13 protein-coding genes and 2 pseudogenes are annotated in these 13875 nt (G+C 47.9%); 6 read left to right on the top strand and 9 right to left on the bottom strand.

What is annotated here, in order from left to right; genetic code table 11:
* Positions 1–101: 101 nt before the first annotated feature.
* Together VY86_RS19825 and VY86_RS19820 are read right to left on the bottom strand one after the other, a co-directional pair.
* Positions 102–713 (bottom strand): recombinase family protein, encoded by a 612-nt coding sequence (locus VY86_RS19825; RefSeq protein WP_013141641.1) that lies wholly within the window; start codon positions 711–713, stop codon positions 102–104.
* 7 nt (positions 714–720) lie between these two features.
* Positions 721–1551, bottom strand: coding sequence for a KilA-N domain-containing protein (locus tag VY86_RS19820; RefSeq protein ID WP_046976242.1), 831 nt, complete (start codon positions 1549–1551; stop codon positions 721–723).
* A 184-nt stretch (positions 1552–1735) separates the two neighbouring features.
* Between VY86_RS19820 and VY86_RS19815 the strand changes: the two genes are divergently transcribed.
* From VY86_RS19815 to VY86_RS19805, 3 genes are all read left to right on the top strand, one after another.
* Positions 1736–4792, top strand: coding sequence for a Tn3 family transposase (locus VY86_RS19815; protein ID WP_046976241.1), 3057 nt, complete (start codon positions 1736–1738; stop codon positions 4790–4792).
* Positions 4793–5030: 238 nt separating this feature from the next.
* On the top strand, positions 5031–5600 hold the full coding sequence (locus VY86_RS19810) for a recombinase family protein (RefSeq protein WP_023043808.1): 570 nt from the start codon (positions 5031–5033) through the stop codon (positions 5598–5600).
* 285 nt (positions 5601–5885) lie between these two features.
* The gene (locus tag VY86_RS19805) at positions 5886–6854 is read left to right on the top strand and encodes an Rpn family recombination-promoting nuclease/putative transposase (RefSeq protein WP_046976240.1); all 969 of its coding nucleotides are present in this window, start codon (positions 5886–5888) and stop codon (positions 6852–6854) included.
* A gap of 162 nt (positions 6855–7016) precedes the next feature.
* Here the strand turns inward: VY86_RS19805 and VY86_RS19800 are convergent.
* The 4 genes and pseudogenes from VY86_RS19800 to VY86_RS19785 form a co-directional block, all read right to left on the bottom strand.
* Positions 7017–7457: pseudogene (locus VY86_RS19800) on the bottom strand (3'-5' exonuclease); the annotation flags it as partial.
* Between the two features lie 2 nt (positions 7458–7459).
* The gene (locus tag VY86_RS19795; protein WP_476641803.1) at positions 7460–7792 is read right to left on the bottom strand and encodes a chromosome segregation protein ParM; all 333 of its coding nucleotides are present in this window, start codon (positions 7790–7792) and stop codon (positions 7460–7462) included.
* Between the two features lie 178 nt (positions 7793–7970).
* On the bottom strand, positions 7971–8606 hold the full coding sequence (locus VY86_RS19790) for a DNA-binding protein (RefSeq protein ID WP_046976238.1): 636 nt from the start codon (positions 8604–8606) through the stop codon (positions 7971–7973).
* On the bottom strand, positions 8590–8811 hold the full coding sequence (locus VY86_RS19785) for a hypothetical protein (RefSeq protein WP_046976237.1): 222 nt from the start codon (positions 8809–8811) through the stop codon (positions 8590–8592). Before VY86_RS19785 ends, VY86_RS19790 begins: the two co-directional genes overlap by 17 nt.
* Positions 8812–9065: 254 nt before the next feature.
* Between VY86_RS19785 and VY86_RS19780 the strand changes: the two genes are divergently transcribed.
* Genes VY86_RS19780 through VY86_RS19770 form a run of 3 tightly spaced genes read left to right on the top strand, consistent with a single transcriptional unit; the run spans position 9066 to position 10498 of the window.
* A complete protein-coding gene (locus VY86_RS19780; RefSeq protein WP_046976994.1) occupies positions 9066–9494 on the top strand; it encodes a hypothetical protein in 429 nt (142 codons plus the stop codon).
* Positions 9491–9739, top strand: coding sequence for a hypothetical protein (locus tag VY86_RS19775; protein ID WP_046976236.1), 249 nt, complete (start codon positions 9491–9493; stop codon positions 9737–9739). The genes VY86_RS19780 and VY86_RS19775 overlap by 4 nt, the downstream gene beginning before the upstream one ends.
* A gap of 18 nt (positions 9740–9757) precedes the next feature.
* Positions 9758–10498 carry a tyrosine-type recombinase/integrase gene (locus VY86_RS19770; RefSeq protein ID WP_052760880.1) on the top strand — a complete coding sequence of 247 codons (741 nt, stop codon included), beginning with the start codon at positions 9758–9760 and terminating at the stop codon, positions 10496–10498.
* A gap of 198 nt (positions 10499–10696) precedes the next feature.
* Here VY86_RS19770 and VY86_RS23725 read toward each other — a convergent pair.
* From VY86_RS23725 to VY86_RS19745, 3 genes and pseudogenes are all read right to left on the bottom strand, one after another.
* Positions 10697–12090: pseudogene (locus VY86_RS23725) on the bottom strand (IS5-like element ISPlu14 family transposase).
* 29 nt (positions 12091–12119) lie between these two features.
* Positions 12120–12335: a hypothetical protein gene (locus VY86_RS19755; RefSeq protein ID WP_046976235.1), complete on the bottom strand. Its 216-nt coding sequence runs from the start codon at positions 12333–12335 to the stop codon at positions 12120–12122.
* A gap of 321 nt (positions 12336–12656) precedes the next feature.
* On the bottom strand, positions 12657–13850 hold the full coding sequence (locus tag VY86_RS19745; RefSeq protein WP_046975387.1) for an IS4 family transposase: 1194 nt from the start codon (positions 13848–13850) through the stop codon (positions 12657–12659).
* Positions 13851–13875 lie beyond the last annotated feature (25 nt).

Here is a 13875-nt window from a genome sequence, read left to right as displayed (position 1 = left end):
ATAATTTGAATTATTTTTTAATATAATTATTTAGGCTATTTTTGCCCATCCCCCGATAAGGTTCAAAGTTGATGAAGAAAAAAATAGGTACTCAGTTAGCGCTAAGATTTTAATACTCTTTTGCCGTGTTCCCTGAGTTCCCCATCTGGTCCTACATACTTATAGAGAGCCTGTCTGCTAATCCCAAGCTCTTCACATAATTCAGATACGCTACAATCTCTACTCTTCATGGAAGCTTGTGCCAGGCGAACCTGAGATTTTGTGAGTTTAAAAGAACGTCCACCTTCACGTCCTCTTGCTCTGGCCGCTGCCAGCCCTGCTTTTGTTCGTTCACTGATCAACTCCCGTTCAAATTCGGCCAGCGCGGCAAAAATCCCAAAGACCAATTTGCCACTGGCCGTCGTCGTATCAATTTCTGCACCTTGCCCGGTCAGGACCTTAAATCCGATTTTTCGATCCGCAAGATCATGGATAGTATTCACCAGATGTTTTAAGCTTCGGCCAAGCCTGTCAAGCTTCCATACCATTAACACATCGCCAGACCTAAGGGCTTTCAAACAGGCATCCAATCCAGGACGTTTGTCTGACTTCCCTGATATTTCATCCTGATAAATGTTTTCTTTATTAACACCGGCAGCAAGTAAAGCATCCAGTTGGAGATCCTGCACCTGACTTCCATCAGATTTGGAGACACGGGTATACCCAATTCGCATGAACGACCTATTTTAATTGTTTAAGTTTTTCAATGGATTTGTTTTCTATCAGGATCTTCATTTGACTGACCGCAACGCGATTCAGCTTTTGGAACCTGTCGTTTGCAGAGAGGCCTTGCTCGATAAGTTCAGCATTGAAGCTTTCTAAATTAGATAACACGACAAGCTGTTCCAGTGTGGCATAGTCCCGTATATTGCCTTTTAGTTCCGGGTTCTCTTTACGCCAGTCGCTGGCTGTCTTGCCAAACAAAGCCAGATTCAATATATCGGCCTCATTAGCGTAAGCAAAGTTTCTTGCTTTTGGGTTAAGCTCCAGGGCGGGAATAATGTTCGTTTTTATTGACTCTGTATGAATATGATAGTTGACCTTGGCCAGAGTGCGCGAAACATTCCATTCCAGATTTTTCTGTTCATTTTCTGCTTGTTTGAGCCGTTGGAATTCTTTTAATAGATAGAGCTTAAACTCCGCGCTGATCCAGGAAGCAAACTCAAAAGCAATATCCCGATGCGCATAAGTTCCGCCATATCTGCCCGCTTTCGAGATAATCCCGATTGCATTGGTGGTTGTGATCCAGCGTTTTGGCGTGAGAGAGAAACTGTTTGCGCCCGCTTCATGTTTAAACCCATCGAATTCGATGGAATTAAAATCGGGATTATGGAGCTGTTCCCACAAACCGATAAACTCAATGGTACTGCGGTTTCTCATCCAGTTTTGCAGAATGTAATCACCGCGGTCGCCATCTTTGTACTTAGCGATGCCAGATAGCGATATATAGTCATCTTGTTTGTCGGAAAAGACAGAGACTTTTATACCCCGAACATCAATTTTTTGCGCCATAAACCTTTCTTCTCGCTTTTGGTGTGTCAGTTAAACGAAGGTTTAAATGACAGCCTTGTTTTAGCCTAAATACGGATGGAAAGATGTAATATAAACTGTATATAAATCTATGTCTATTAAAGGTAGAAAGAAAAAGATAAAGTGACATACTCAATGTCACCCTGCCATATTAAGAATTAAAAAAATGAATACCAATAAAAAGCGCCTGATTATACTGACTCAACCTGAAATTCAGGACTATTTTGGCCTGCCTCGATTTACTTTGGAGGAACGAGAATACTATTTCACCTTATCCGATACGGAGCATCAGATAATATCGCAAGATTGGTCTGTTAACTCCAGGGTGAACTTCATTCTTATGCTTGGGTATTTTAAATCCAGGAAAATATTCTTTACCTACACGCTGGAAGGTGTCATCACGGATATTTCTTATATTCTGGCTTGCCATTTCCCTGATCATTCTGCCGCCAATATAAAAGTTCCAGGCAAGACGACCCGGATACAACTGCAAAGACTTATTTGCCAGCATCTGAATTATCAACGCTATGGCAGTGTCATGGCAGAACAATTAGCTGAACTGGCCGCACGGGTTGTTAAAAGGTCAGCTAATCCTGGGTTTATCTTGCGGGCTTTGTTAAGTCACCTCAATAAAAATCAGATCATTACCCCTGCGTACAGTACTTTTCAGGATTTGATTGGACGATGTTTATCGGATGAGAGGAAGCGTATCTGTGAGCAATTAAAATCAGATCTTAATCCTGATGTGGAAGAGTCACTCACAAATTTATTATTTGAAGAATCAGGGGGGCTGCACTGGATAACCCAACTAAAAAAGGCACTAAGGGACTTTAGTTATACCGAAATTGTCAGAGAATCCACCTGGGTAAAGCAACTCAGTCCCCTTTATGAATTTGCCTGTCAGTGGTTACCCTCACTTTGCATATCAAATGAAAGCATCCGCTATTATGCAACACTGATTGAATATTATTCAGTTTATAAGCTTCGGCGATTTGACCCTTTGATCGCTTATTTTTATCTTCTTTGCTACACCTACCATCGAACGCACGTCATCAATGACAATCTGGTCGAAGCCTTTATTGGCCATGTCCGCCAGTATGAAGAAGCCGCTAAACTGTTTGCTAAAGATAGGGTGTATAAAAGGAAGTCTCAAGCGAATGAGGATATCAAGGCCACAGGCAAAATATTGGGCTTTTTCTTGAACCCCGATATCACTGACAATGTCTCTTTTGGTGAGATACGAGCCAAAGCATTTCAGGTGTTGAACAGGGAAAAAATGGAGATAGTGACCCTCTTTATCGGGTCACCAGGCTTTGATGAAGAGGAGTTTCATTGGCAACACTTGGAGACCTTATCGGCCGCCTTTAAAAAGAATTTGCGTCAAATTATCCGGGTACTGGACTTTAGTAGTCATACCGATGAGTCAGGACTTCTTGAAGCCGCAATCTTTGTCCAGACTTGTCTTAGGGATGGAAAAATCTTGCGGCGAATACCCGACAAAGATTTCCCTGTTAATTTTTTAACTAAATCACTTCAAAAATACCTTTACAGCCGGGAAAAATCACCTCAACTCATTCCTGATCGATATGAATTTGCCGTATACAGGATGCTTAAAATAGCCTTTGAATCAGGGGACATTTTTAACCAGAACACCACTAAATATCGAAGTTTTACAGACGACTTAATTCCCATGAACAGGTGGAAAGCCGACAAACAAAATGTCCTGAATGACCTAGATCTGCCCGTATTGCAAAGACCAATATCCCAAACTTTGCAAGAACTTAAAGATGAACTTGAAGAAAAACTAAAACATGTAAATCAAAGGATCATCAACCGAAAAAATAAGGACGTTAAATTTAACAATTACCGTAAAGGCCGTACAGTTAACTGGACTCTGCCTTATAAAAAGGAAGAAGACGAAGATAATCATCATTTTTATCATCTTGTGCCAACGATCAGCATCACTAATTTATTAAGCTATGTGGACAAAAAGACAGGATTCTTAGCGGGTTTCAATCATGTTTTAGGCAGATATACTAAAGGCAACCAGGATAAAAAGTCACTTATTGCCTGTATTATTGCCCTTGGCACCAATATGAGCCTGGGCAGGATGGGAGAGATTTCTGACATAAGTCATCAGGTGCTACAAACGACATATCAAAACTTCTTCCGATTGGAAACGTTAAGGGAGTCCAATGATATTGTCGCTAATGCGACCGCCAAATTATCTATTTTCCGACACTACGATATTGAGCCGGATGTGATCCACTCCAGCAGTGATGGGCAACGGTTTGAAACCCAAAGAAATACAGCCAATGCAAGATATGCACCAAAATACTTCGGTCTTAAAAAAGGAATTTCAGCGTTAACACTGGTCGGTAACCATGTGCCAATCAATGCAAAAGTAATAGGCACCCACGAGCACGAGAGTTATTTTGTGTTCGACCTCCTTTACAATAATACGACAGAGATAGATCCCGATCGCCATTCTGTAGATACCCACGGCACTAATCAGGTCAATTTTTGGATTTTATACGCGTTTGGCTATCAGTTTGCCCCACGTTACAAAAATTTTCCAACAAAAACAGAGGGTATCATTGGGTTTGAGCCAACCGGGAAATACAGTGAAGAGTTCCTTATTAAACCTATTCGTAAAGTGAATGAAGAACGGATTATCGAAGAGTGGCCAAATATTCAACATATAATGGCTTCTCTTGGTCAGAAGGAAACGACGCAATCATCCATTGTTAGGAAATTAAGCTCTTATGCCCGACAAAATAAAACAAAAAAAGCGTTGTGGGAGCTGGATAATATTATAAGAAGCATCTATATGCTTGACTATATTGATAATAAATCCCTGCGCCAATATGTTGCCAAAGCATTAAACCGTGGTGAAGCTTACCACCGATTGAAAAAAGCGATAGCGCATGTCAACGGGGGCAAAATGAATGTAAAAAGTGAAAATGAACAACATATTATCCACGAATGTACCAGACTCATAGCCAATGCAGTTATTTATTTTAACGCAGAACTCTTGTCCAGTTTGCTTGAGAGAGGTGATCCTGACGGTTTATTTGAGATGGGACGGCTGGGTAAAATATCGCCAGTGGCGTGGCAACACATTAATTTCTACGGTCGATTTGAGTTTAATGACATAGCAACAATATTTAGCGTTGGTGAGTTCGTCAAGTCGGTTGACCTGACGACATTATTTACAGATTAAAGTCATAAACAGTGGAAGGGCTTGAAAAGTAACTTTGAACCCTATCGGGGGATGGACAAAAATAGCCTAATAGTCCTCTCATTGAATCATAGCATGATTCAAACAATATAAACGAATCGAACGACTCGATCAAATTTAAAGCTATTAAAAAGTATACTTTTTAATAGTCGCTGGAAATAGCTCTTAAAAGTCCTATCATAAGTACTCAATCAAATGGTCTGAAGGATAATGATAGGTTATGGCAAAAATTGGTTATGCGCGGGTCAGCTCAACAGGTCAAAGTTTAGACATTCAGCTGGAAAAATTAAGACAAGCGGAGTGTGAACGTCTTTATCAGGAAAAACGCAGTGGTCGGACAGCACACCGCCCGCAATACCAAGCCTGTATGGATTACCTGCGTGAAGGTGATACTCTGATCGTCACAAAATTAGACCGGCTTGCACGTTCAGTGGATCATTTATCACAAATTTCTAGTCGCTTTCAGCAAGAAAATATTGATTTGGTCGTTCTGGATCAAAATATAGATACCCGAACTTCAACAGGGCGTCTTATGTTCAATATGCTGGCCACCATCGCGGAGTTTGAAAATGACTTACGCAGTGAACGCCAGGCGGAAGGGATCGCCAAAGCGAAAGAGAATGGTGTCAGATTCGGGCGCCCCGCTAAGTTAACCGAAGATATACGAAATGATATTTATCTCAAGCGTCAGTCCGGCATTACGATTGGTCAGTTAGCCAAGGAGTTTAAGCTAGGCGAAGCAACCATCTACCGTGTTTTGAACACATTTAAGCACGTTGATAACTCGTAGCTCTCACAAAGTTTACCGATCTGGGGGTTCTTCCACAGGACCCGTAATGGCATCGTTTTAATGATATTAGGTGCTTTCGATGATCCTGGCTGTGAGATTGTTGCACTAGGAAGGAATGAGAATATTTTTTCTCTAACAAAAGGTTGATATTGAGAATAACTATCTGAGCGTGAATGAGCTGGACAATTTTGCGCATAAAACCCGCACCTGTGAAGGCGAAAGCTGCAAACAAGTGATCAAGGATATGTTAAAATGAGTATCGGGGTTACAGGGATATGATGAACAATGAAGAAGAACACTACGCCAACATTACATGATGCTATTTTTAAGCAGTTTCTGACACATCCAGATACGGCCAGAGATTTTCTACAGTTCCATTTGCCACTAACTCTGCTGAAGGTTTGTGATCTGAATACGCTGCAACTGGTATCGGGAAGCTTCATTGAAGACGATCTGCGGCCATACTACAGTGACGTTTTGTATTCACTAAAAACGGGTAAGGGTGACGGTTATGTATACTGTCTGATTGAACATCAAAGCTCGCCTGATAAGCACATGGCTTTTCGGATGTTGCGTTATGCCATTGCTGCCATGCAACGTCATCTTGATGCTGGTCATAAAACGTTACCGTTGGTGATACCGGTACTATTCTACCAGGGAAAGATCAGTCCGTATCCGATGAATTGGCTTTTGGAGTTCGATGATCCGGAACTTGCCGGTGAGTTGTACAATAAAGATTTTCCACTGGTTGATATTACCGTTATTCCGGACGACGAAATAATGAAACATCGTCGTATGGCTGTGCTCGAAATGTTGCAGAAACACATTCGCCAGCGTGATCTGACTGAGCTGCTTGACCAGCTGGTAACATTGTTGTTGGAAGGATATACCACTCAGGAACAGCTGATATCTGTGATAAACTATATGCTGCAGGCGGGAGAATCTCACGATCCGGCTGCTTTGCTAAACACTCTGGCATCACGTGTGCCACAGCATGAGGAAGCTCTGATGACTATTGCTGAAAAACTCCGCCTCGAGGGCGAACAACGCGGGATTCGGAAAGGGATGCAGTTAGGTGAACAGAAAGGACTTGAAGAAGGCGTGCGGCTGGGTGAACAGAAAGGGCGTGAAGAAGGTGTGCGGCTGGGTAAACTCGACGTTGCCCACAGCCTTTTGAAAATGGGGATGCCTCGCGAGGCTGTTCTCGAAGCGACTGGCTTATCTGAAGACGAGTTGGCGCAGATCCGTCATTGATTCTGACATCAGAAAGAATCCCATTAAGGGCGTCGTCAGCCGCAGCAACTAACGCCCTTTTTAGAGAGCATAAAATCTATGGTCGCCCTCGTTTTTGCAACACTCATTTTGATGAATTTTGGGCTTGCTTAAATCTATCCGGCGTCACTATAGGCAAGGAACCTGCGCCTCGATGGCGACAGTGGGCTTCAGGCGGGTTTCAAATACCACTTGGCCGGCCGCATCGGTCAGGCCGATTTCCAGGGCTTCCGCTGTATTACCCAGCCCCGTCGTTTCGGTATCCAGAAAGAGCGGTGCCCGGCTCAGCCAGTCGTGGGCCTGCCGTGCCATCCGGCCACTGGTGCTGTTAAGCCTGGACAAGACGGAAAGACGCAGGCCTGCCAGCTGCTGCTTCTCGGTCGGCGGGCGTTTCTCCCGCATCGGTACACAGTCAGCAATGCGGTATACACCGTACCTGCCGCCGTAGGCGCTTTTGTACCACTTCACCGGCTCAGCGCCGGGGGCCGGCTTCATTCTGAATTCATCGCGCAGGCGTCCTTTCGTGAAACAACGATCTTCGGCAATCGCCTCAGCGCGCCGGGTGGCCAGCTCATCATTCTTCATGGTTATTCCATCTCCGTCAGGCGTTTGTGATAAACCTCTCTGGCGATTTCCAGGCCTGCTTCCGTCAGTCCGAAAGCGAGCGTCAGTGACTGATTATCCCGGTACTTGCTGAGCAGACCGTGACGGTTCAGGGTATGGCAGGATCGACGAAAATTGGTGTCGGCAACGGGCTGAAGGCGTCCCTTATTGAGGATGCTGAAAAGCTGCATCGCCGGAAACGGCCCGGCCAGTTGACGTTCTGCCAGACCATACAGAACAAACAATACGTCTTTTTGCACACCGGAGAGCCGCATCGAGGGGGCGATATTTTGCATATTATTCATGTGCCACATCATTAAGGAATTAATGACAAAATAACCTAATTGATGTGAGACGTCAATAATGTTGAGTCCTTGACGGGAAGCCCGGAAAAAGAAAAAGCCGCTCTTAACGGCGGCCTGTATTTCCCTGTTATTGGTAGCCAGCCGTCCGCGGTTTTGATCTCCGCACAGGTTCGTATGTAGGTTCCCATTCTCACTCCTTGCCGGTTTCAGTTTGCGCCGGATCGGGCTGTCTGCCGGCCGCGCGCGCTAGCTGCAGGAGTTCTGCCTGCAGCGCCTTAGTATCTTCTCTGGCCAGTTTCAGCTCAGCCCGCGTGTCGTCAAGCTGCCGCGTGCCGGCATCGGCCGTGGCCTGCAGGACGGCGTTATTCGTCCGGGATTCGGCAAGCGCCGCGCGCGTCTCTTCCAGTTGTCCGCGCAGCTGGTCACGTTCGTCTGCCACACCGCGGAGGTACGTCAGTTCGGCTTCCAGACGGCGCACTTCGTCCAGCGCCTCATCACGCTGTTCATCTGCCTGGGCGATATCTGCATCAGCCTGTTCGCGTACCGCCGCGGCGTCAGCCTCAGCCAGCTCGCGGGCCTGCTGCCACAGACGGGCGGCGAGATCGGCGGCCAGCTGTTGCAGCATGTCCGGTACGGGCAGCGCCGGTGTGTCAGCCTGCTCGCGCAGCCTGCGCCGCCACTCCCGCATGACCGGCGAGATATGGGACAGGGAGCCGCCGCCCAGCTTCTGGCGGACCTGCTCGTTGGTCGGGCTATTCACGCCTTCACTGACCAGCGCCTCTGCAGCGGCCTCAATGCGTGCCCGGATGTCATTGCTGATGTTCATGGTGCAATGCCCTCGTCCCAGGTGTAGGTGTCCGGGCCGTCCTCGCCGGCGCAGACGCCGTGTAGCCGTCGCCGGTCAGCGCGCGGCACATCTGATCGATAACCCACGCTTTATGGTGCGCGGTTTCCCTGCCGCCGTATCGGGCGGCCAGCGCCGCCGAAATGGCCGCTGCCAGTTCTTCAGGTGTCCGGGTGTCGGTGATCATGTGCGTCTCCGTGTATGTACTGTATGTAATACATGTATTGTACAGTACAATAATACACAGTGCACGTTTTTTGCTCATTCCTGCCGCCGTTGCGGTTTAGCGGTATTCTCCGCAGCGCCGCCACTTATCCACCGTTTCTGTGGATAACGCTATATGTAGTGGCTCCGTCAGCTGCATACGGCACAAGATATAGTGCCCGCGCCGGCTGCGTCGCGGTCGCCGCCCTGCCGGCACTGCTGCTGACGGGGTGCGCCATGCTCCCCGGACAGCCCACCGATTATGACCGCTTCTGTAACGTCTCAGGCATCGCCAGCCACGGCGAAACCTACCGCGTCAGCGACAGCCAGGATTTCTGGTTGACCCCGAACGGCCGCTATCTCAGCCAGGCTGAGTACAGCAGTCCTGCTGATACGCTTCAGAAACTGACGGGCGTGGTCAGTGGTGACGATCCTGACCAGGCGCGGAAGAACGCCGTCAGGGTACGGGTGTTCCGCGTGGAAAGCGTTAGTGGCAGTAAAGGCTCGTGCCTGCCTGTCCGTTATGATGATAAAAACGCGCAGCGGAAAATGGATTCGCTCACTAACGGCCGCCGTATGATGGTGTACAGTGAAGATGAAGGACAGTCTGGCCAGCAGATTTACAATAACAGCCGCGGTGCCGGCTTCAGTTACAGGTTGCTATGAGTGGAATGAGAGGCCGCCGCATCAGTGCGGATATGTTTGCCATGATGCTGAAGATATCTGCCGGGCAGCTGGTTTTTGCAGCCCGGCATGACAAGCCGTTACGCGGACTGACCCTACACCCTTACAGGATCGCAGGCGGGAAAAGCTGGAGCTCTACCACCTCCACGCGGAGCATGACATTTGATATGCAGGAAGCGGTCGAATTCAGCGAAAAATTTCATAAAATTCAGTCATCTGACGGCTGATTACCGGATTTTAAAAAATTGAACACTTTCCCCCTGCAAATTTCTCAGAATTCACGTAGCGACGCCATCGGTCCCGATCGCGTGACTTATGCCTACTTCGATTATGCCGATGCGCTGGCGCTGCGGGAGATGGCCAGCCAGGCCGATTTACCCAAATACCTGCTGGCCCCGGAGGTGTCGGTCTTTCTTCGGTATGTGCCAGATCTGCGCCAGCAGGTTCTTTTCGACACTCTCTGGAACACGGGCGCACGCATTAATGAAGCGCTTGCGCTGACCGGCGGCAGCTTTCAGCTTGACGGTTCCCGGCCGTTTGTACGGCTGAAGACGCTTAAACAGCGTCAGCGCGGATGTGGCCGACCGGGCAAGGATGAAGAGGTGTTCCGTATTGTTCCTCTGACCGATCCTCAATATGTAAGGAAGGTGCGTGAATTTCTGGCCACACTGCGTATTGGCAAACAGCAGCTGCTCTGGCCCGTGCAGAGTGATAACACACCGCGTAACTGGATCAGGAAGGCGCTGGACCTCGCAAAACGTGACTCTGTCACTTTTAGTATCCCTGTCACCTGCCATACGTTCCGGCACAGCTTCTGTATGCACCTGATCCAGCATGGGGTTCCGCTTAAAGTTGTGCAGGCTTATGCCGGGCACTCCCGCCTGGAAACCACAGAAACGTACACGCGCGTGTTTGCGCTCGATGTTGGTCGTCAGTATGGCGTTCGATTCAGCCTGCCGGACAGTCATTTCACCCTTCCAGAATAATCCTCACCTCTCCCTTTTATTTCTAAATAATTCTATATTTACTCGCTGCTGTTCCACATAAAGCCGTTTACAGGACGGCTTTGCCGTTCTCAGACCGCTGACAAACCCCATTGAAAATAATGGGGTTTGTTCCTTTCATTACGAATCATAATACAACTCATTTTCCTCATTGACCCGATTCAATCGCCCGTCAGGGCGTTATTTTCGCTTCGCGGGCATTGACTGGCTCGCCCTCCAGAGATAAAAACAACAAAGCATCGCGACCAGCAAGGCTATCTTCTTGATATTTTGGGCAGTTGCCGCCAAAAGACACTGTATTTGCACCTTCTGCAACCCGCGAAAATGGGCATAACGGTGCCCGTGATGTTGCTTCGCATCCGCAAAACTGCGCTCTATTGTTTCCTTTCGTCGCTTGTAAACTTTTTTACCCCATTCCGTTAGCCGGTTTTCTCTGGCCTGCTCTTTACTGGCCTCCCAGATATGACGGGTTATCGTTTTTCCGCCTTTCGCGTGCGTGCAGGCATCACGCTGCGGGCAACACTGGCAGATAGCCGCCGGGGCCTGATAATGCCGGTATCCCTGACGGTCGGTTGTGGTATAAATCAGTTTTTCTCCCTGCGGGCAGACATAACAATCCTGTAGCTGGTCATAGGTGAAATGTTTCTTCTGAAAGGTATTTGGTCCCTTATTCGGCCGGCGATAACCTATGATGGGGATAATGCCTAACTGTTCCGTCAGATAACAAACCGGGGCCGTAAAATAGCCCGCATCCAACCCAACCGCGAGGGGATTGAGAGCAAAACGCTCTAACTGACGCGTCAAACGCTTGATAAAAGGCTGGCTGTCGTGGACATTACCCGGTGTGGCGTAGGTATCGGTGATAATACCGACTTGCCCATCCACGGTACGGTGGTCAAGGTAAAAGAACCCCCTGGGTTTGTTGGTCCGGTGCATAAACCCGCTTTCCGGATCGACGATACTGACCTTCGTCTTTCTCTGCCGTTCCTTTAGGGCTGGCTTCAGGCTTTTTTTCCAGCTGCCGCCCGGTCTTGAGTGACGGCTTTATCCAGTGCGTCAACATAGGCGCCGGGGGGAACCGACCGCATGACATTCTCCGATTTATGCGGATTGGCACTGGCTTTCAGGTGGGTGCTGTCGGTATAGAGTACGTGTCCGCCCACAAATCCTTTGGCTATCGCCTGTTCAACAATGTGGTCAAAAATCTGTTGGAAGACCGCGGTATGATTGAAACGGCGGCGGCGGTTCTGGCTCAGGGTTGAGGCATCAGGGACCTTTTCTGTCAGTCCGAGGCGCAGAAACCAGCGGTAAGCCACATTAACCTGAATTTCCTGTACCAGACGGCGTTCACTGGGGACGCCAAACAAGTAGCCGAGTCACATCATTTTAATCAGCATGACCGGATCGATAGCAGGACGGCCATTATTGTGGCAATACAACGGGGCGACTAATTCGCGGATAAATTCGAAATCAATGGCAGCATCGACTTGACGGACCAAATGATTTTTAGGGACCAGCTCGTCAAGCGAGAGCGTTTCTGGCGGGAAAGTCTGGAGAGGGGGGGGTCTTAACATGGTGGCAAGCTCCGTTGAGTGAACGGAACTTAATTAAAACAAAATGCCGGATAAAAAACCAGCACTTTGTCAATAATCTGTGAAATCTCTTGAAGAGATTTACCTTCATTTAACATCGCGGTAGCCAGACTGGATGCTGACCGACCGTAATCCGCCATGCCTTTGGGTAAGCTCAGGGCATTATTATCCGCAACAACCCATTCCATTGCGAAGTGAGCCAGAGAACAGCGATTTTCCCTGTTCATTCAGTCAGTTACAACCCGTTTTTTCCGATGTGCGTTCACCGCCGAACCCAAAACCCCCTGACGCGCTTTTCGCCCCCGAAGGCCGGTTTTTCCCGCCGCGCTCTGGTCAGGGTAGCGCCTTTTTCGGCAACGGGCGAACGTCGCCCAACTTGCTTGGGCGGCGGGCGCCCGTTCTGCGGGCGCGGGCGGCATAGAGCCCGCAAGCGGCGCCCCTGCGACGCTCTGAGGCACGGGCGTTTCAGACCGGGCACGGCTTTGCATGACCACGCGATTTTGTTCAGGGAAGCCCTCGGGGGGCTGAGGGATCCCCACAAATCGGTGCTAATAAACCAGCACCATATTTCGGTAGACTCTTGTTAAGTGGTTAAGAGCATCATTCAGTGATATTTGTTTTAAAATCAGTGGGGAGTGTCGTAAGACGTTCTCCGCTAACGTCAGATATGAGATGACCCGCCGTGATTTGATACTGTTGGCCTGATATCTCAGATGTAATCCCTTATTCTCCACGTGATAACCAATCAGCCACAGGACGATTGTGCTCAGGGTTGCCAGTAAGCTCAGTACCCGCATTCTACCCGCAGAGCGACTGTGGCTGGCACGAAGACCAAATCCGAAACGCTCACTTTTTTCATCGCGGAAGTTTTGCTCTATCTGCATGCGACGACTGTATAACTTGATGATCTCCCGTGGCTTTAAATCATCTATACTACTGAAAATAAGCCAGGCTTCTTTTGCTGACTGCCGATACTCGTTGTCTGTTTTAGTATACATTGGCCTGCCTTTTGAACGTTTACTTTTCCGCCCTTTAGGTAATTTCTTGTATGTATAAAAATGACCATTAATACGGTTTTTCTTTTCTTTGACCAGCGTTCCCGCCCCCATGTATTTCGGCGTTATTGTTCCGGGACAGTCAGAGATTTTCAGCCATATTTCAGGACTATCTGCCAGGTGAAATTGAACGTTATTCCTGATCCGCCCAATAAAATCCCAGCCTAATGAGGTAATATGTCGAAACCATGGACTCTTAAATCCTGCGTCTGTGACGATGATGACTCTGGCATCGGAAGAGACGGCTTTAGCGAGGGAATCAAGAAACTGATTTTGTATTAAGGTGTTATTTTGTTTTTCCGAGGATACAACCCAACTCAATAACGGAATTGCCCGACCGTCGCAAAGAAGGCTGGCACGAAGCACATGATACTCCTGCGATGGATAACCGCTCCAGTCCACAGCAATAACGCAAAGAGGCAACTGACGAGTTATCATGGCAGTAATATTATTAAAAATCGCAGGAATATCGTTGTGAAGAGCGGTGTTTCCTAACAGGCGATCAACCCTTTTTATCTTGTTTTTGACCTGAGCCTGTCCGGGCAAAAAACGTCCAATACTGGTTAGCGTAAGAGAAGCGCCATTAATCAAAGCCATAGTGGCATCGATTAATGCATTCTGGCGATATTTATGAAACGGTGCTAAGGCATCTTTGAAGAAGTTGTGACATACTTTACGTGCAGGCATAGCAGTGACCTTATTGACTTGGTGG

Source organism: Photorhabdus thracensis (genome assembly GCF_001010285.1).
GTDB classification, from domain to species: Bacteria; Pseudomonadota; Gammaproteobacteria; order Enterobacterales; family Enterobacteriaceae; genus Photorhabdus; species Photorhabdus temperata.
This window is presented reverse-complemented; position numbering and strand designations above follow the sequence as displayed.

What these genes read in the sequence shown, in the direction of transcription:
- VY86_RS19825 (WP_013141641.1), bottom strand. Translation starts at nt 713, where the DNA reads ATGCGAATTGGGTATACCCGTGTCTCCAAATCTGATGGAAGTCAGGTG.
- VY86_RS19820 (WP_046976242.1), bottom strand. Translation starts at nt 1,551, where the DNA reads ATGGCGCAAAAAATTGATGTTCGGGGTATAAAAGTCTCTGTCTTTTCC.
- VY86_RS19815 (WP_046976241.1), top strand. Translation starts at nt 1,736, where the DNA reads ATGAATACCAATAAAAAGCGCCTGATTATACTGACTCAACCTGAAATT.
- VY86_RS19810 (WP_023043808.1), top strand. Translation starts at nt 5,031, where the DNA reads ATGGCAAAAATTGGTTATGCGCGGGTCAGCTCAACAGGTCAAAGTTTA.
- VY86_RS19805 (WP_046976240.1), top strand. Translation starts at nt 5,886, where the DNA reads ATGAAGAAGAACACTACGCCAACATTACATGATGCTATTTTTAAGCAG.
- VY86_RS19795 (WP_476641803.1), bottom strand. Translation starts at nt 7,792, where the DNA reads ATGATGTGGCACATGAATAATATGCAAAATATCGCCCCCTCGATGCGG.
- VY86_RS19790 (WP_046976238.1), bottom strand. Translation starts at nt 8,606, where the DNA reads ATGAACATCAGCAATGACATCCGGGCACGCATTGAGGCCGCTGCAGAG.
- VY86_RS19785 (WP_046976237.1), bottom strand. Translation starts at nt 8,811, where the DNA reads ATGATCACCGACACCCGGACACCTGAAGAACTGGCAGCGGCCATTTCG.
- VY86_RS19780 (WP_046976994.1), top strand. Translation starts at nt 9,066, where the DNA reads ATGCTCCCCGGACAGCCCACCGATTATGACCGCTTCTGTAACGTCTCA.
- VY86_RS19775 (WP_046976236.1), top strand. Translation starts at nt 9,491, where the DNA reads ATGAGTGGAATGAGAGGCCGCCGCATCAGTGCGGATATGTTTGCCATG.
- VY86_RS19755 (WP_046976235.1), bottom strand. Translation starts at nt 12,335, where the DNA reads ATGAACAGGGAAAATCGCTGTTCTCTGGCTCACTTCGCAATGGAATGG.
- VY86_RS19745 (WP_046975387.1), bottom strand. Translation starts at nt 13,850, where the DNA reads ATGCCTGCACGTAAAGTATGTCACAACTTCTTCAAAGATGCCTTAGCA.